The 17,600-nt window shown below is 56.2% G+C and carries 21 protein-coding genes and 1 tRNA gene; 19 read left to right on the forward strand and 3 right to left on the reverse strand.

The window, feature by feature from the left end:
- Window positions 1-4 precede the first annotated feature (4 nt).
- The 10 genes from G6L28_RS01920 (at window position 5) to fliQ (ending at window position 8,492) form a co-directional block, all read left to right on the forward strand.
- A complete protein-coding gene (locus G6L28_RS01920) occupies window positions 5-1,444 on the forward strand; it encodes a flagellar hook-length control protein FliK (RefSeq protein WP_234902444.1) in 1,440 nt (479 codons plus the stop codon).
- Window positions 1,374-1,955 carry a transglycosylase SLT domain-containing protein gene (locus G6L28_RS01925; RefSeq protein ID WP_174062097.1) on the forward strand — a complete coding sequence of 194 codons (582 nt, stop codon included), beginning with the start codon at window positions 1,374-1,376 and terminating at the stop codon, window positions 1,953-1,955. Before G6L28_RS01920 ends, G6L28_RS01925 begins: the two co-directional genes overlap by 71 nt.
- A 279-nt stretch (window positions 1,956-2,234) precedes the next feature.
- Entirely contained in the window at window positions 2,235-2,906 is a 672-nt protein-coding gene (locus tag G6L28_RS01930; protein WP_174062098.1) for a response regulator transcription factor, read from the forward strand.
- A 210-nt stretch (window positions 2,907-3,116) separates the two neighbouring features.
- On the forward strand, window positions 3,117-4,382 hold the full coding sequence (locus G6L28_RS01935) for a flagellar hook protein FlgE (RefSeq protein ID WP_174062099.1): 1,266 nt from the start codon (window positions 3,117-3,119) through the stop codon (window positions 4,380-4,382).
- Between the two features lie 17 nt (window positions 4,383-4,399).
- Window positions 4,400-5,854, forward strand: a complete 1,455-nt coding sequence (gene flgK / locus G6L28_RS01940; RefSeq protein WP_174062100.1) for a flagellar hook-associated protein FlgK — start codon at window positions 4,400-4,402, stop codon at window positions 5,852-5,854.
- 1 nt (window position 5,855) lies between these two features.
- Complete coding sequence (locus tag G6L28_RS01945; protein ID WP_174062101.1) at window positions 5,856-6,875, forward strand: flagellar hook-associated family protein; 1,020 nt, start codon at window positions 5,856-5,858, stop codon at window positions 6,873-6,875.
- Between the two features lie 45 nt (window positions 6,876-6,920).
- Window positions 6,921-7,268: a flagellar biosynthesis regulator FlaF gene (flaF, locus tag G6L28_RS01950; protein ID WP_174062102.1), complete on the forward strand. Its 348-nt coding sequence runs from the start codon at window positions 6,921-6,923 to the stop codon at window positions 7,266-7,268.
- Window positions 7,265-7,711 carry a flagellar biosynthesis repressor FlbT gene (gene flbT / locus G6L28_RS01955; RefSeq protein ID WP_174062103.1) on the forward strand — a complete coding sequence of 149 codons (447 nt, stop codon included), beginning with the start codon at window positions 7,265-7,267 and terminating at the stop codon, window positions 7,709-7,711. Before flaF ends, flbT begins: the two co-directional genes overlap by 4 nt.
- Window positions 7,705-8,130 carry a flagellar hook assembly protein FlgD gene (gene flgD, locus G6L28_RS01960; RefSeq protein WP_174062104.1) on the forward strand — a complete coding sequence of 142 codons (426 nt, stop codon included), beginning with the start codon at window positions 7,705-7,707 and terminating at the stop codon, window positions 8,128-8,130. The genes flbT and flgD overlap by 7 nt, the downstream gene beginning before the upstream one ends.
- 95 nt (window positions 8,131-8,225) lie before the next feature.
- On the forward strand, window positions 8,226-8,492 hold the full coding sequence (gene fliQ, locus G6L28_RS01965; RefSeq protein ID WP_174062105.1) for a flagellar biosynthesis protein FliQ: 267 nt from the start codon (window positions 8,226-8,228) through the stop codon (window positions 8,490-8,492).
- On the opposite strand, the gene G6L28_RS01970 is transcribed toward fliQ, so the two are convergent.
- Together G6L28_RS01970 and G6L28_RS01975 are read right to left on the reverse strand one after the other, a co-directional pair.
- Entirely contained in the window at window positions 8,489-8,767 is a 279-nt protein-coding gene (locus G6L28_RS01970) for a hypothetical protein (protein ID WP_174062106.1), read from the reverse strand. The genes fliQ and G6L28_RS01970 overlap by 4 nt on opposite strands.
- Before the next feature lie 179 nt (window positions 8,768-8,946).
- A tRNA-Thr gene (locus tag G6L28_RS01975) sits at window positions 8,947-9,021 on the reverse strand.
- Between the two features lie 155 nt (window positions 9,022-9,176).
- Here G6L28_RS01975 and G6L28_RS01980 point away from each other — a divergent pair.
- The 9 genes from G6L28_RS01980 to yacG all read left to right on the forward strand — a co-directional run bounded on the left by G6L28_RS01980 (window position 9,177) and on the right by yacG (window position 15,067).
- Window positions 9,177-9,422: a hypothetical protein gene (locus tag G6L28_RS01980; RefSeq protein WP_174062107.1), complete on the forward strand. Its 246-nt coding sequence runs from the start codon at window positions 9,177-9,179 to the stop codon at window positions 9,420-9,422.
- Between the two features lie 149 nt (window positions 9,423-9,571).
- On the forward strand, window positions 9,572-10,864 hold the full coding sequence (murA, locus tag G6L28_RS01985; RefSeq protein ID WP_174062108.1) for a UDP-N-acetylglucosamine 1-carboxyvinyltransferase: 1,293 nt from the start codon (window positions 9,572-9,574) through the stop codon (window positions 10,862-10,864).
- Between the two features lie 151 nt (window positions 10,865-11,015).
- Window positions 11,016-11,453: a DUF2948 family protein gene (locus G6L28_RS01990; protein WP_174062109.1), complete on the forward strand. Its 438-nt coding sequence runs from the start codon at window positions 11,016-11,018 to the stop codon at window positions 11,451-11,453.
- A 140-nt stretch (window positions 11,454-11,593) separates the two neighbouring features.
- Window positions 11,594-12,892, forward strand: coding sequence for a histidinol dehydrogenase (hisD, locus tag G6L28_RS01995; protein WP_174062209.1), 1,299 nt, complete (start codon window positions 11,594-11,596; stop codon window positions 12,890-12,892).
- A gap of 3 nt (window positions 12,893-12,895) precedes the next feature.
- A complete protein-coding gene (locus G6L28_RS02000; RefSeq protein WP_174062110.1) occupies window positions 12,896-13,369 on the forward strand; it encodes a UPF0262 family protein in 474 nt (157 codons plus the stop codon).
- 74 nt (window positions 13,370-13,443) lie between these two features.
- A complete protein-coding gene (locus G6L28_RS02005; protein WP_174062210.1) occupies window positions 13,444-13,866 on the forward strand; it encodes a low molecular weight phosphatase family protein in 423 nt (140 codons plus the stop codon).
- A gap of 106 nt (window positions 13,867-13,972) precedes the next feature.
- Window positions 13,973-14,191 (forward strand): translation initiation factor IF-1, encoded by a 219-nt coding sequence (gene infA / locus G6L28_RS02010; RefSeq protein ID WP_027673809.1) that lies wholly within the window; start codon window positions 13,973-13,975, stop codon window positions 14,189-14,191.
- A 30-nt stretch (window positions 14,192-14,221) separates the two neighbouring features.
- Window positions 14,222-14,845, forward strand: coding sequence for a Maf-like protein (locus G6L28_RS02015; protein WP_174062111.1), 624 nt, complete (start codon window positions 14,222-14,224; stop codon window positions 14,843-14,845).
- Between the two features lie 6 nt (window positions 14,846-14,851).
- Window positions 14,852-15,067, forward strand: a complete 216-nt coding sequence (yacG, locus tag G6L28_RS02020) for a DNA gyrase inhibitor YacG (protein WP_174062112.1) — start codon at window positions 14,852-14,854, stop codon at window positions 15,065-15,067.
- Between the two features lie 168 nt (window positions 15,068-15,235).
- On the opposite strand, the gene G6L28_RS02025 is transcribed toward yacG, so the two are convergent.
- The gene (locus tag G6L28_RS02025; protein WP_234902438.1) at window positions 15,236-17,452 is read right to left on the reverse strand and encodes a DUF1217 domain-containing protein; all 2,217 of its coding nucleotides are present in this window, start codon (window positions 17,450-17,452) and stop codon (window positions 15,236-15,238) included.
- Window positions 17,453-17,600: the final 148 nt, after the last annotated feature.

Here is a 17,600-nt window from a genome sequence, read left to right on the forward strand (position 1 = left end):
GGCTATGAATGTTGTGAGGACTCCCGTTTCGAGTAATTCCGAGCCGTTGAATCTGGCCAGTCGTCAGGACAGAAATGCATCCGGCAAGGGAGAAAATTCCGGTTTCGCGCAAACGCTCGAGGTAGTGGACAAGGCTGGCGCGACCAAGCAAAGCGGGTCAAGCGCACCCGCTGACCCGGCTTCGTCGCAAGCGGCCACCACGGAGGATGCGGCGGTAAACGAACGCGTGACGGGCGGTGCTGTCGTCGACCAGCAAAACGGCGCTGATCAGCAACAGGCCCTGACGATATCCGATCTGATCCCGCCGGCCCTGTCGGACCTGAACGGCATCGCAAACGCCGCTCTCGATAACGGCGTGAAAGTTCCGGGAGAAGATACCGAGGTTGCGGCTCAAGCGACAGACCTTGAAGCCATGCTGGAGACCCCGGAAGGGATGAAAGACCTGGTGGAACTGGTTCATGCGCTGACGAAGGGCCCATCCGAGCCAACCAGCAAGTCGGCAGATGCCAACCTTACGGACGACGCCGAAGCGGATGATGGCCAGACCGCGGATGGAAATCCGGCGGCAGACGCCGATCTCCTGACCCTGCTTGCCGCCAATGCCGCATTGAACGGCCAGCCTGCCGATACGCAAGCACAGCCCGCAGTCGGCAATGCTGCCATCAAGCCTGGAAACGCGGATGCAGTGGAAGCAGCAGGTGACGGTGTGCTCGATGCACCCAAGGCAAGCGCTCCCACGACGGTAAGGCTGGAAAAGCAGGATGCGAGCGGCATCGATCTGCATATCGACACGAATGAAGACGGCTCCATGAAGCTGGATGTCTCGGCAGCCTCCGGCAATGCCACCGACGTGGTTCAGGTCGTTGAGAGCAGACGCTACATCGGGCTCGCGCCCTCAACCAACGCCGCGACGGTGACTGCTGCCATGACGGGTGACCCCGACTGGTCGACGGCGCTGTCCAGCCAGACAACTGGCAAGCCGTTGATAACGAGTACGGGCGAAGTCGTTCACACATTGAAAATCCAGATGAACCCGGTCGAGATGGGGCATGTCACGGCTGCGATGAAACTGGTGGGCGATCAGCTCAGCGTTCATCTGACGGCCCATACCCTGAAAGGTTACGCAGAGCTCCAGAAGGACAGCTCAGCAATCCTCGAATCCCTGAAGTCTCAGGGCTTCATGGTGGAGCAGGTGACCGTCAGCATGACGAACTCTATCGAACGGCAGGACACGGGCGCTGGTAACAGGCAGCCGGCCGATCAGGGTCAGCAGATGGGTGCTCAGCAGGGCAATCAACGCGGCAACGGAGAGCGCTCACAGGAGCAGTCCTATCGTCAGCAGCAAACCGGTATCAGTGAGGAACTGACACGCCATGACAGCACGATTCAGTCTACGCCAGTTGCTGACGGCTCCGCTCCTCGTTCTGGTCAGCTTTATCTCTGATGCTGCCTATGCCGCATCGCGGATCGACTGTGAGCGGCAGATACAGGCTGCGGCCGGTCAGTATGCCATTCCCGAAGGTATTCTATATTCGGTTGGCCTGACGGAAACCGGTCGCAAAGGCTCTCTGAGCCCCTATGCGATCAATATCGAGGGCAAGGCATATTTCCCCCAAAGTCTGCCAGAAGCTTATCAGCTGGTGGAGCAGGCGCGGTCGAACGGTGCCAAGCTGATCGACATCGGCTGCATGCAGATCAACGTTTATTTCCATGGCGAGGAATTCAATTCCATTGCCGAAATGTTCGACCCTGCGAAGAACGTGGCCTATGCGGCCAAGTTTCTCCGACGCCTGCACGACCGCCATGAAACATGGACCATGGCAGTGGCGAGATATCACGCAGGCCCCAACAACGACCCTGCACAGCAGCGTTACGTCTGTCGTGTCATCTCCAATCTGGTCGCCACCGGGTATGGTCAGTGGACGCAAAATGCGCGGAACTTTTGTCTGAGTTAGCAATCACTGGTTGCGTTACGTCAGCCATTTTAGGCTTCAAAACAATGCGGCGAGATTCAGTCGAAATTTGTCAATCAAGTGGCAGGGCTAATTTATGAGAGTTTTCCACTGCAAAAAATATCCCATTTTGAGAATTGCTATACTAAATGTAGATCAAATCGGACCATTATGGTTAATCAATTATTAATTAATACCTGTGTTTTTCCGTAATTGTGAGGGATTCGTCCGATTCGTACATCCTCTAATGTAGGCAGGCTACACTGATTCGGAGGCGGACGAATGATCGTGGTAGTTGATGAGCGAAAGCTCGTTAAGGACGGGTACACAGCCCTTTTTGGGCGAGAGGGAATTCCCTCGACTGGATTTGATCCAGCAGAATTTGGCGAGTGGGTAAATACGGCTGCCGATGCTGACATCGCGGCCATCGAAGCATTTCTCATCGGGCAGGCGGAAACAACCCATGAGTTGCCGCGCACCATTCGCGATCGATCGCAGGCTCCTGTGATTGCGGTCAGCGACCAGCACTCGCTGGACGCCACACTCGCTCTCTTCGATTGCGGTGTGGACGATGTCGTGCGCAAGCCGGTTCATCCGCGAGAAATCTTGGCACGGGCGGCAGCCATTCGCCGCAGGCTTCAGGTCATCACGCACTTCACCGATGTCGGCCCGATCCGGGTCTTCTCGGACGGTCGCGATCCGGAAGTCAACGACGAGGTATTTCCACTTCCTCGGCGCGAGCGTCGCATTTTGGAATATTTAATTGCCAACCGTGGCCGTCGCGTTTCCAAGACGCAGATTTTCAATGCGATCTATGGCATTTTCGACGAGGAAGTCGAAGAGAACGTCGTAGAGAGCCACATCAGCAAGCTGCGCAAGAAACTGCGCAAGAAACTGGGCTTCGACCCAATCGATTCCAAGCGGTTCCTCGGATATTGCATCGACTGGAGCTGACGGCATCGCGGGCGAAAAGTCCCGCGAGGCGACCAGCACTCAAGATACTCAAAACATTGTTTTTGCAGAATGACCGGCGTTTCGCCGGTTTTTTTGTCTCTGGCTGACCGCTCGCTTTTCGCGCAAGATTTTCCATCGCGGGTGAAAACAGACAGCCTCACGCAAGGCCCGTATCCTACCTTCGGGGCACACAGGAACAGAGGATTCGAAATGAGCCTTTTTGGAACGATGAAAACCGCCGTGTCCGGCATGAATGCTCAGGCTAACCGCCTTGGAACCGTCGGTGACAACATCGCCAACGCAAACACCACCGGTTACAAGGGTGCGTCTACTTCGTTTTCGTCGTTGGTCCTGTCTTCCAATAGCGGCAGCTACAACTCCGGTGGCGTCAACACCAAGGTGAATTACGCCATTTCACAGCAGGGAGCGCTGCAAGCCACACAGTCTTCCACCGATCTTGCTATTCAAGGCGAAGGCTTTTTCGTCGTACAAGACGCTGGTGGCAATATCTTCATGACCCGTTCCGGCTCTTTTACGCCGAATGATGAGGGTGTTCTTGTAAACGACGCTGGCTTTACTCTGCTCGGTTACGAATACAACGGTACGACACCGACTACGGTGATCAACAGCTTTGATGGACTTGTCCCTGTCCAGATCGGTTCTAACGATTTGACGGCAAATCCATCCACGACGGGTATGCTCAAGGGAAATTTGAGTGACTCTGCCGCAGTCGTTGATCCCACTGATTTACCAAGCCAGAACCTTGCAGGCACCGAGGCAAACGGCACGAGTATTTTGAAGACCTCACTCACCGGTTACGATGCGCTCGGCAACTCGCTGAAATATGACTTCTACTTCTCAAAGACTGATGCCGGAGAGTGGGAAGTTTCAGTATACAACGCCGCAAATGCGACCGCGCCAGGAACATTCCCGTACTCATCCGGCCCTATCACCACAGCCACCCTTGAGTTCGCTGACGGACGTCTATCCGGTATCGACGGTGACCCGGACGCAACCACGATCAGCGTCGCTGGGATAACGATGGACCTGTCCGGAATGACCCAGTTCGGTACGCCGCAGTCATCGGTTTCTGAAGGCAGTGTCAACGGCAACGCAGCCGAAGCCGTTCAGTCCATTTCCATTAGCGCTGACGGAACAGTTTCCGCCACCTATGCGAAATCACCATCTCGTCCCCTGTTTCGGGTACCCCTTGCAGACGTCGCCAGCCCCGACAATCTCAGTGTGCTTTCAGGAAACGTTTTCCAGACCAGCGCCGAGTCAGGCGTCGTCACACTCGGCTTTGCGGGTAGCAACGGCTTTGGAAGCATCGCATCCAGCCAGCTTGAATCATCCAACGTCGATATCGCCAACGAACTCACGGAAATGATTCAGGCTCAGCGGAGCTACACTGCCAATTCCAAGGTCTTCCAGACGGGTTCCGACCTGATGGACGTCCTCATCAACCTCGTACGGTAAGGTCAGGGGACAGTTGAATGTCGCTTACTTCGGCGCTCAATACGACAAAGGCCACTCTTAGCAACACCGCGTTGCAGAGCGGCGTCGTATCAACAAACATCTCGAGCGCCAGCTCGTCGGATTACAATCGTCGCGCGGCGATAACCACCAGCAACAGCTCTACTGGGGCAATTACGGTAAAAATCGAACGCGCGGAAAATACGGCGTTGCTGAAGCAGACGCTTGCAGCAACGTCCGATGATGCGGGTAAGCAAAAATTTCTTGAAGGAATGAATTCGCTCAGCGTCGTGCTTGGTGGTCAGGAATATTCTGCTGCGCCTGCAACATATCTGTCTGCGCTGCAGACCGCGATGCAAAGCTACGCGGGCTCACCCAGTGACGTGACGCTTGCGTCGGCTGTCATCAGCGCGTCTAAAGATGTCGCCAACTCTTTGAATACCTCAACGTTGGCGTTGCAGCAGCTCAAAAGAGATGCGGACGATGAGATCACGTCGACGGTATCGAAACTGAACCAACTGTTGTCGGATTTCGAGCAGGCCAACAACGCGGTCGGCGCGGCAACTGCGGCTGGGACAGATCCCAATAATGCACTGGACAGGCGCGAATCTCTTCTCAAGCAGATTTCCGGCATCGTCGGCATATCGACTGCGGTTCGTCCGGGTAACGACATTGCAATTTACACGACTGACGGGACGACCCTGTTCGAGACGACGGCGCGAAACATCTCATTCGAAGCGCGTCCGGGTGGCTACGAAGCCGGAGCTAAAATCTATATCGATGGCGTTCCCGTTCGCCCAGGCGAGGGTAGCAATACCGACGCCAAGGGTACCCTTCCAGCACTCCTCCAACTGCGCGATCAGGTTTATCCAACTTATCAGTCGCAGTTAGACGAAATCGCGCGTGCTCTGGTCGTCAATTTCGCCGAGAAGGATGGCAGCGGTAATCCTGTTGCCGGTCTTTTCACCGTGCCGGCCACATCGGACATTCTCGATACGTTCGATTATGACCCTGCCGCACCGCAGCTTCTCACCGGTCTGGCAGGACTGATCACGGTTGCACCGGATGCCGCGGCTGATCCCAACAAGCTGCGCGATGGCAGCATTGCGGGCGTTACGCAGAACGCGGATGACTTCAGCGGATATTCGGACGTCCTGTACGGTTACATTGCAGGCATGAACAGCCAGGTCGCATTCGACCCGCGCGCAGGGACCTCGAACAACGTCACCTTGTTGAGCTTCGCTACCGACTCCGTTGGTTGGGTCGAGGAGTATCGCAGCAATGCGACGACTGCCGCCGAAACGACCTCTGCGATGCTGTCCAAGTCCAAGGAAGCCTATTCCAACGTCACGGGCGTCAATCTGGATGAGGAGCTGATCCAGCTTCTGGATATCGAACAGTCCTACAAGGCCGCTGCAAAACTGATGTCCACGATCGATGAACTTTTGAGGACACTGATGGAGGCCGCGAACTAATATGAAAACGACAGGGATTTCTTCTCTTTCAATCAGCACTTCAATGCAGCTGACAGTGTCCAACGCACAGACGGAAATTGCCAAGCTACAGAAGGAAGCTGTCACCGGTACCTTCGCGGATACGGGCATCGAGCTGGGAACGCGGACCTCGACGAGCCTGGATTACACGCGCGAGAGCACGCGGCTTCAGTCGATTATGGACTCCAACGCTCTTGCGGAACAGCGCATGGACGCCTCGCAGCTTGCGATGCAGAACATGTCCACCTCGGCCCAGAGCCTCCTGAATTCCGTCATCGCACTGAGCGGAAATACCGACGCGAGCAGCTTGAGCGTTGCCTCAACGACTGCCAACTCGGTGCTCGAAAACTTTGCAAGCTACGCGAACACGGCTGTCAACGGGGAGTATCTGTTCTCCGGCATCAACACCGATGCGCAGACTTTGAACAACGACTTCATCGCCGACGTGACGACCAATCTCAAGAATGCCTTCGATACCGTCTTTCCCGATCCATCATCGGTAACAGCCGCGGATATGAAGTCTTTCCTCGATGATTATGAAAGCAACTTCGATTGGTCAAACTGGAATAACGCTTCCGACCGGGTGATGAGCAGCCGCATTAGCACTTCGGAAACCGTATCGACATCGGCGAGCGCTACCGCGGACGGTTTCAAAAGCCTTGTCCTTGCGAGTGTGATATCGTCACAGCTGGTAAATACCGACCCCAGGTTGAGTGCTGCGGCGCTCGGTGAGGTTAACAGCAAAACGACCGCTCTCGCAGGCTCTGCGATTGCGGGCATCGATACCGAGCGTGCAAAGATCGGCCTTTCCCAGGAGCGTGTGGAAAAAGCCAACACATACATGAGTGCGCAGAAAACGATTATCGACACGCAGCTCACCGAGCTTGTCGGCGTCGACCCCTATGAAGCATCGACGCGACTGACGACCCTGCTCAACCAGGTGGAAACTTCCTATTCGATTACATCCAAGATCAGCGGATTGAGCCTCGTAAACTTCCTCTGATTGCCGCCGATGAAGGGCGGAAATGAAGCCATGAAGGAAAGATAAATGTTCCAGTTTTCGTATGCGGAGATAATGGAGGATGACCCCAATATCGCCCGCGATCGGGAAAGACAGATTTTAGAAAGATCGATTGAGCTTCTTAAAGTCGCCAAGGAGCGTGACAACTACGGCAAGGATGCCATCGAAGCGATTTTCTACACAAGACGCGTCTGGACGAGGCTCGTCGACGATCTCAAGCAGCCCGAGAACGAGCTTCCTGTAGAACTGAAAGCCAACCTTATCTCCATCGCTATATGGATTCTCAAGGAGTGCGAGCAGATACGCAAACGCAACTCCCGGAATTTCCAGGGCATCATCGACATTACCACCATCATCAAGGATGGATTAAAATGAAAAGTACGCTGCGGATCTCCCTCAAGTCTGGTGAAAAGATTTTTATCAACGGCGCTGTTTTGCGTGTTGATAGAAAGGTGTCGCTGGAGTTTCTGAACGATGTGACGTTCCTCCTGGAAAATCACGTGCTGCAACTGGAAGACACCACGACGCCTCTTCGGCAGCTCTACTTTATCGTGCAGATGATGCTCATCAATCCGGAAGGCAAGGAGCAGTCGCTCTCCCTGTTCCGCAAGTCGATCACAATGTTGCTCGCCACGTTCAAGAACGAGGAAATCCGTTCCGAACTGAAGCGCATTGACGCCACGGTTTCGTCCGGTCGCCCATTCGACGCGCTTAAGACCATTCGCGGTCTCTACGCAAAGGAAGAGGCCATCCTCAACAGTCACGAGATAACGCCTGCGGTCGTCAACGAGCTGAGAAGGGAAATTGCACCATGGTAGATTCCGTTACAGGCGCAACCGCTGCAGCCAACGCCGCGTCCACGACTTCCGCCTCGAAGACGGATGCGAAAAAAGCCACGCTGGATTACGACAACTTCCTTCAGCTTCTGATCGCCCAGATGAAAAATCAGGATCCGACGAACCCGATGGATGCCACCGAGCAGATTTCGCAGCTCGCGACGTTCTCCAACGTCGAACAGTCGATCAAGATGAACACCAACCTTGAAACGCTGATCTCGAATTCGTCACTGGCCAACGCTTCGTCTTATATCGGCAAGACGATTACCAGCGCTGATGGCAAGACATCCGGTACCGTCGAGTCCATTCAGGTGACGTCCAGCGGCTTGAGCGCGACGATAACATCGGGTGCGACCATCGCAATCGGCGAAGGCATCAAAATCTCTGCGCCGAAAGCTTAACGGCTGGCCTCGAATCGAGTATGAAGACATATCAAGCGCCATGAAACCGCCGATGATCGGTCGTTCGTGGCGCTTGTTAGATTGAGCGGACTGAAATGAACGAAGCTGACGCGCTCGACATTATGCAAAATGCGATCTGGACCGTCCTGATCGCCGCAGGCCCGGCCGTAATCGCCGCCATGGTCGTCGGGATCATCATCGCACTGTTGCAGGCGCTGACTCAGGTGCAGGAAATGACGCTCACCTTCGTCCCTAAGATCATCACGGTCATGGTGGCTATCGGCCTTTCCGCACCTTTCGTTGGCGCACAAATTGCCATGTTTACAAATCTGGTTTTTTCGCGCGTACAGTCCGGCTTTTAGCGTACTATGACGCCGTATTGGACCCCGCCGGTGGCAACCGGATAGCGGGGGCGGTCATAACCGCGCCAACCTCGGCGATCACGCCAGTCTCTCCGGTCGTTCCAGTCTCTACGATCGCCCCAGCGTCGATCATAGTCACGATAGTAACGATCACGGTCGTAGGTGCGGTAATAGACGCCGGTTGCATAATAACCGCCGCCGTAACCGCGGTCATCGACGCAACCGCTTAAGACACCAACTGAAATCAGGCAAATTGCTGCGGTCAAGAGCTTCATGATTTCGATCTCCCAATGACGGACTTCAACGTGCATTGACGTCGTCAGTTCCATTGAGAAGAGAATGTCGCTTCGCCAATTAACCGAAGCTGAACGCAGATCCTGAATACAGATATCCAACAAGCCGCGCTAAGCCGGATTAAGGTGTCAGCAACAGTGCGAAAATCATTTTTGGGAAATGGTGCTGCGAAAGAGGATTGAACTCTCGACCTCTCCCTTACCAAGGGAGTGCTCTACCACTGAGCTACCGCAGCATTTGTCGCCGAAGCGGTGCGCCTCGACATCAGGTGGGCGCCTATTGCCATAGGTTTTTGATGAGTGCAAGCCGCAAATGACGACTTCATCATTCCGTGGGGCAAAAATTCGCAATGGCTGTTGAAAAGCCGGAAATTCGGTTATGAGACCCTTCATGGACGATCTACACGAAAATTCCCCGCAAAAACCCGATGCAACGGCCCAGAGCGGGCCGGGCGAAAAAGCGAAGCAGCGCGAGGCCGAGCGCAAGGCGCGGGCGGCAAAGAAGCTGCGTGAAAATCTGGCGCGCCGTAAACAGCAATCTCGCGCGCGCCGCGCGGGCGATGCGGATGAAACAATCGGATTGCCTGCCGCAAAAACGGACGAATCGTCTCTACAAGAAACAAAAGACGAAATTTGAATTAGGACGGGGTTTCGTCTACTGCATGATTTAACAATTGTGCAGCATCATATCTTTTTCAGCGGCGCTGAGGGCGGCTTCCAGTCAAGCGCCGGTCAATGCTTCCGCAAAGGCATCAAGGAAAGGCGGGCAAAAGCCCGTAGGGACGCATGGATCGCATCAGAATTATCGGCGGGAACGAGCTTAACGGCGTCATCCCGATTTCAGGCGCAAAGAACGCGGCTCTGCCGTTGATGATCGCTTCGCTGATGACCAGCGATACGCTGACGCTGGAAAACGTGCCGCATCTGGCAGACGTCGAGCAGTTGATCCGCATTCTCGGCAATCATGGCGTCGATATTTCCGTCAACGGTCGCCGTGAAAGCCAGGGCGAAAGCTATTCCCGCACCGTGCATTTCACCTGCCGTACCATTGTGGATACGACTGCACCTTACGAGCTGGTCTCCAAGATGCGCGCAAGCTTCTGGGTCATCGGGCCGCTGCTCGCCCGCGAAGGCCGTGCTCGCGTTTCGCTGCCGGGTGGCTGCGCCATCGGCACGCGCCCGGTGGATCTCTTCATCGAGGGTCTGGAAGCGCTGGGCGCGAACATGGAAATCGATGGCGGCTACATCAATGCAACGGCTCCCGCCGGTGGCCTGATCGGTGCGACCTATACCTTCCCGAAGGTGTCCGTCGGTGCAACGCATGTGATGCTGATGGCGGCATCGCTGGCACGCGGCACGACTGTCATTCACAACGCGGCGCGTGAGCCGGAAGTTGTCGATCTTGCAGACTGCCTGAAGGCGATGGGAGCGAAGATCGAAGGCGCTGGCACCTCCACCATCACGATCGAAGGCGTCACCTCTCTTTCTGGCGCACGTCACCGCGTTCTGCCGGATCGCATCGAAACCGGTACCTACGCAATGGCGGTCGCAATGACGGGTGGTGACGTGGTTCTGGAAGGCACCCGCGCATCGCTGCTGGACAATGCGCTTGATACGCTGAAGCTTGCCGGTGCGTCCATCACCGAAACCGAAAGCGGCCTTCGCGTGGTGCGCAACGGTAATGGCATTCACCCCGTGGACGTGGTGACGGAACCTTTCCCCGGCTTCCCGACCGATCTTCAGGCCCAGTTCATGGCGCTGATGACGCGTGCGCAAGGCGTATCGCACATTACCGAAACCATCTTCGAAAACCGTTTCATGCACGTGCAGGAACTGGCACGCCTCGGTGCGAAGATTTCGCTGTCCGGCCAGATGGCTCGCATCGAGGGCGTATCGCGTCTTCGCGGCGCACAGGTGATGGCGACGGATTTGCGGGCCTCGGTGTCGCTGGTCATCGCCGGTCTTGTTGCCGAAGGTGAGACGATGGTATCGCGCGTCTACCACCTCGACCGGGGCTTTGAACGGCTGGAAGAAAAGCTCACCCGCTGCGGCGCGCAGGTCGAGCGCGTCAGCGACTGACGGGCTGGATGCTTATCGAAGCCTGTTGCAGAACGGGTCCTGACTGCCTATCTCCAGACCAAGGACTTCAAGCATGTCGCGCAACAGCGGCATGCGTCGGGAATTGTAACTGGACATAGCGGTTTGTCCGCAACATGAGGACATGGAAACGATGAGCGGCCTTAAATTAATGGCGCTGGACGGAGATGATCTCTCCGTCATTTCGACCCACATGCAGGACAGCGTCTTCAAGCTGAAGGACGTGTCTTTCGATGGCAAGCACCGGCAGTTCGTGCTGTCTGCCAACCGTTTCGTCTGGGAAACCGGAAACAAAAGGAACCATCCCGCCGAACGTTGCCGCAGCGCTCTGGCATTGAAGCGCGTTTCTGCCGTTCGCTCCAGCGGTATCAACCGCACGAATGGGGAAGAGGTGCACTCACTGCTTGCCGTTCGCTTTACCCAGAAGGACGATGGTCCGGATGGAACCGTTGAGCTGATCCTTTCCGGCGGCGGCTGCATCGCGCTCGATGTGGAATGCATCGAGGCGCAGTTGACCGACCTGAGCGGTGCCTGGGAAACTGAGTCTCGACCCCATCACCCGGCAGACTAAACACCAACCACATGCGGGCAGGGAATTGCCTTGCCCGCATGTTTGGATTTATGCCACATACCCATATGCCGACGATGTTTCCGGTCGGCAAAGCAGCTTTGCTCCGCATGATATGCGGGGCCATGAAGAGGGTAAGTGCAGTGGCAATCTGGCTGGAGCAGTCGTCATCCGATTTCGAACAGGCTTTCGCAGCGTTTCTGACGACCAAGCGCGAGGTTTCGGAAGACGTGAACGCGGTGGTGCGGGATATCATCAATGATGTCCGCGCGCGTGGCGACGAGGCCCTGGCGCATTACTCTCTGAAATTCGACGGGCTGGACTTTGCCAAGGTTTCGATGCGCGTGACCGAACAGGAAATCGACGCCGCGGTTGCCGCGGTCGAGCCCGCCGTTCTGGACGCCCTGAAGCTTGCAGCCCAGCGCATTGAAAAGCACCATGCGCGCCAGATGCCGAAAGACGATATTTATGAGGACGATATCGGCGTCGGCCTCGGCTCCCGCTGGACAGCCATCGAGGCTGTGGGCCTTTATGTTCCCGGCGGCACTGCGAGCTATCCGAGTTCGGTGCTGATGAACGCTGTTCCGGCAAAGGTCGCGGGTGTCGAGCGTATCGTCATGGTCGTGCCTGCCAACGGCGGCAGCATCAATCCCGCCGTTCTGGCAGCGGCGCGCATTGCGGGTGTGGAAGAAATCTACCGGATAGGCGGCGCGCAGGCTGTCGCGGCGCTGGCTTATGGAACGGAAACCATTGCGCCGGTCGCAAAGATCGTCGGCCCCGGCAATGCCTATGTGGCCGCCGCCAAGCGTCAGGTGTTCGGAACGGTCGGCATCGACATGATCGCCGGTCCGTCCGAAGTTCTCGTGATTGCAGACAGGAACAACAATCCTGACTGGCTTGCCGCCGATCTCTTGGCACAGGCCGAGCACGACGAAGGCGCGCAGTCCATTCTTATCACGGACGATGCGGAACTTGGACATGCCGTGGAAAAGGCCGTTGAAGGGCAGTTGAAACAGCTTTCACGTTCCAGCACAGCGACTGCAAGCTGGCGGGATTTCGGAGCGATCATTCTCGTTGATGACCTGGCAAAGTCGGTTCCGCTCGCAAACCGGATTGCGGCGGAGCATCTGGAGCTGGCCGTTGACGATCCCGATGCGTTGATGGTGGGTGTCCGTAACGCGGGCGCGATCTTCGTCGGACGCCACACCCCGGAAGTGATCGGTGACTATGTGGGCGGCTCGAACCACGTTCTGCCGACTGCGCGTTCGGCGCGTTTCTCGTCCGGTCTTTCGGTGCTGGAATTCGTCAAGCGTACATCCATCCTGCGGCTGGGGCCGGAGCAGTTGCGCAAGCTCGCGCCCGCCGCCATCACGCTCGCCAATTCGGAAGGGCTGGATGGACATGCAAAATCCGTTGCCATCCGTCTCAATCTGGAAGGATAGGATATGGCGGCTGGCGATTTCAGGCTTTGCGATGTGGTTCTGGACGAGAGCATCGGCCGGTCCACGCCGGATGTGGAGCATGAACGCGCCGTCGCGATCTTCGACCTGATCGAGGAAAACAGCTTCGAACCGCTGGGCCATGAAGGTGGCCCTTACAAGTTGGATATTTCTCTGGTCGAGGCGAAGCTCGTCTTTTCAATCAAGACCGAGGACGGAATGGATGTGGCGACCCACATTCTCTCCCTCACACCGTTCCGCCGTATCATCAAGGACTACTTCCTGATCTGCGAAAGCTATTATGAGGCTATCCGCTCCTCTACGCCAAGCCAGATCGAGGCCATCGATATGGGGCGGCGTGGCATCCATAATGATGGTTCGCAAACGCTGATGGATCGTCTCTCCGGTAAGATCAATGTAGACTTCGATACGGCACGTCGCCTCTTCACGCTCGTCTGTGTACTCTATTGGCGGGGCTGAAGATGGAGGCCACGGGTGTCGTTGACTTGAAAGACGCCGACTTGAAAGCGAAGGCACCCCGCGCCATATTGTTCATGTGTGGCATGAACTCCATTCGCTCTCCCATAGCCGAAGTCATTGCCAAGCAGCTGGTCGCGCCGGGCATCTATATTCAGTCGGCGGGCGTTCGCGCTGGTGAGCGTGACCCTTTCGTAGACGCGGTGCTAGACGAGGCGGGATTGACGCTCGGCAAACACAAGCCACGCACGATGGATGAGATCGAGGACGATTTCTTCGATCTCATCATTACGCTGACGCCTGAAGCTCATCACGCCGCGCTGGAGCTGACGCGTTACAATGCGCTCGATGTCGTCTACTGGCCGACCATGGACCCCACGGTTGAGACCGGAACCAGAGAGCAGCGGCTTGCCGCCTACCGCGAGGTGCGGGATCACCTCAAAAAGCTTATTTCCGAGCGCCTTCCACAGCGCGCGCAGCCATTTTCGGAAACGCTTTGAGACGAGCGACAATTTAGGTTCACAAATGTGCGGCGATTGTGTAGTTTCCGCGCAATTTTCCCGGATTGACAAAGTCCGGTACCATCAACAGGAAGAAAAACCTTACATGACAAAAGAAGAAGTCCTCGAATTCCCGGGCGTCGTCACCGAACTCCTGCCCAACGCGACCTTCCGCGTGAAGCTGGAAAACGAGCACGAAATCATTGCCCACACCGCTGGCCGCATGCGCAAGAACCGCATCCGCGTTCTTGCAGGCGACAAGGTGCTGGTTGAAATGACACCTTACGACCTGACCAAGGGCCGCATCACCTACCGTTTCAAGTAATCGCCCGACAGATCGGACGGCTGGCAGAGCATGACAGACCCAAAACAAAAGCTGATCCTTGCTTCCGGATCGCCACGCCGTCTCGAACTATTGCATCAGGTGGGCATCGAGCCCGCGAGACTGATGCCCATGGATATCGATGAAACCCCAGCGAGGCTTGAACACCCCCGCACGCTCTGCCGCCGCCTGTCTTTGCAGAAGGCGCAGGCCGCGCATAAGGCTGTAAAGGGTGAGCTTGCGTGGAAGGATGCCTATGTCCTCGGCTCCGACACCGTCGTCGCCGTCGGTCGCCGCATCGTTGGCAAGGCTGAATATATTGAAGACGCCTCCGCTGCCCTGCATCTGCTATCGGGTCGCAGCCACTGGGTTTATACGGGCGTCTGCCTGATCACCCCTGGCGGCAAAGTCCGCCAGAAGGTTTCCGAAACGAAAGTCCGCTTCAAGCGGCTGTCGCAGCACGAGATCGAAAGCTACATCGCCTCCGGCCAATGGCGCGGCAAGGCGGGTGCTTACGGGATACAGGGCATCGCCGGATGCTTCGTGCAGAAGCTGACCGGCTCATACACGAATGTCGTTGGACTACCCCTATACGAAACGACCGCGTTACTTGCCGGTGAAGGTTTCGAGGTGGCATCCGCCTGGCAGGAAGGTTGAAAATCCATGAGCACAGAAAACGGTGAAACGGCGAAGGTCACGCCTTTGCGCAAATCACAGCCATGCCCCGAATGCAAAAGGCCGTCGACGCGCGAAAGCTATCCCTTTTGCTCCGATCGATGCCGGGAACTGGACCTGTCGCGTTGGCTGACCGGGGCCTATGCCATTCCAGTTGCGGAAGACGAACAGAAAGCGGAAGGCGAATTCCGCTCGAGCGAATAGAGCATTTCCAGCGAAACTCGCAGCGGCAGCATCGTCATCTACTCAATGAATGCACTAAGGTAAGCCCTGTCAGGCTCTTGCACGCTCCATGCTTTAAATCCCGTCATTTGCAGGCGGTTTACATTACGGTATCCACCGCCGCTACGTTTTGCGTTGGGCTTCAGAGCCTCAGCGTGAAGAAAGCTGGGCCACGGCGAGCAGGGTGTCGGGATTGATCGATGCCCCTCCGTTCATGATCGAGAGAGCAGGGGATGCGGTCGAACTGTTCTGCAAATCGTAAAGCGCGGTGAACCGCTTCACCAGACTCGTGACGTAATCGGGGTCCTGAAGCCGCTCGACATCCATATACTTGCGCACGAGGTCGGCCTGCTTCGATACATCCATGTTGGCAATCGTCTGAGGCAGGCTATAGGCCGTTCTGAAAAATTCGAACAGGGCATCATCGCTCAAGATGGTGAAGGCGCTGCCGACAGTCGGCGCGGTCCGCTCGAAATAGAGTGCCAGTCGTACACCGGGATTGGTATTACCCTGCTGTTCTTCGAGCGTCTGCTGCGCGTAACGATTTGTCGTTTCCAGTACCGCGCCGCGCTGCTGAATGCCTTGCGCGGCGGTCTCGCTGACCGCGCCTGTCGCATCGAAGTTGAAGGACGCGACGATTTCCGCGAAGCGGCCATTTTCCTGCGTGTTCACAGAGCTTCTTGGATCGGAAAGATCGGAGGTGAACATGCGCTGCAAATCGGCAGTCGTCACACTTTCTGGATCTATGCCGTTGGCTTCGAGAACGAAGTTTTTCAACCGGTTGTCGGCGAGCATTTCGCGTGCCGATTTGACCGACAGCATCTGCTCCTTGAAATAGTCGACCTCAGTATTTGCCTTTTTGGTGGCGGCGTCGCGTTCCGGGCCGGTCAGGAAGCGGACCTTGCTGGCAACATAGTCTGTTGCGAAGTTATTGGTAATGCTCTCGGACTGCGCGATGACAGGCGCCCCGAGTTCGCCGCCCGGCGTGAAATTGAACGCCTTGACGAGATTGACGAAACGTTCGTCCCGCAGCGTATTGACGTAGCTGTTGCGATCGTTGAGGTCGCTGGAAAGTATTCTTTTCAGCTGAGACTGCGTGACCTGATCGGCGTCTATGCCGAAGGCCCGCAGCGCCACGTCCCAAACCTCGGTGACGTTATCGTTGTTCCTGTCCTCATCCCTGCGATTGGATATGAAGAAGTCATCCAGCGTCTTGACGCCTGCGATACGCGTTTCGTAATTTGAAATCGCGTCATCCACATCAGCCGTCTGACTGTCGGCGAACGATGTTCGGTAAAGGCCTGCCAGCCTTGCAAATTGCGTTGCGTCCTGCGCGGAATTTCCGTTGGCCAGCGTGCCATCGGATTCGAAATTGAAATAGTCCAGCAACTGGGTGTTGCCATACACGTTTGCGAAGTTCTCGCTGGACATGAGGCTTGCAACGCTGCCCGGCATGATCGTGTTGCTGAGCTTGAAAGCAGTCTTCACATAATCCAGCAGTCTCGGGTCGGACGTCAGTTCGCCTGCCGTAGTGACCTTGGCGACGTTCTTTTCCCAGTATCTCTGGTTGGAATCCCGCAGGAGATCGGATGGGAATGTCGACTTGTTGAAGACATAGTCCAGTCCAAGATCTTCCGTCTGGTCCGCCGTCTGCGCGGAGCCGTTGATGGAGCCGTCCGCGTTGAAATTGAACGCAGCAGTCAATTTCTTCCACGCCGGGTTCTGAGCCTGGTTCGCCACGCTGTTGGGGTCGTCGAGGTCGCTTGTCAGAACCTGCTTGAGGTATTCCTTGGACGTGAAGACAGGATCGAGCCCGACCGCATCCAGTACATAGGTGCGCAGTCGTGTGTTGTTGACCAGATCATCGACGTTACCGACCGACCCGATCTGGCGCTGGAAGAAATCCGACTCTGTTTCGATATTGGTTTGCTCTGTCGTAAAAGAAGCGCGGTACGCGTCCGTCAACTGTCCGGCCTGCGCGGAATTTTGCGCAGTCTTGGTGTCGCCGGAGAAATTGAATGCCTCGGCAAATTGCAGATAACGCTTGTCGGTCAGGGTGTTTGCAAAGCTGGAAGTATCCTTGAGATCGCTCTCCAGAACCCTTCGCATAAACGCCTTCGCATAGGTCATCTCTTCGAGACCATATGCTTTCATGGCGTAAGAATAGAGGCGGTAGTCGTCAAGAAAGTCGTCAACGGAGGTAATGCTGCCGATGCGCTCTTTGTAATATTCCGTATCGCGTGCGACCGCCGATTGATTCGCGACGGTTTGCAGGGACGACTTCATGTCCCTGTTGACCATCAGAAAGCCTGTATAAGTCGAAAAATCCGCAGCCATAACGAGCCTTGCATTGTCAGGCCTTCCCATGGCCGCTTTGCACGCTGTCATTGCGCGAAACACAACCATATCTCAACTCGATGAAAATCTCAACCTGTGACGCTTCGTGTTTATCGCGCGCCTGTGCCCGGAAACGACAGGCTTCATCCATTCTCGCGCAAGCTTGACCGAATAAGGC

It is taken from the genome of Agrobacterium larrymoorei (genome assembly GCF_013322225.1).
GTDB classification, from domain to species: Bacteria; Pseudomonadota; Alphaproteobacteria; order Rhizobiales; family Rhizobiaceae; genus Agrobacterium; species Agrobacterium larrymoorei_A.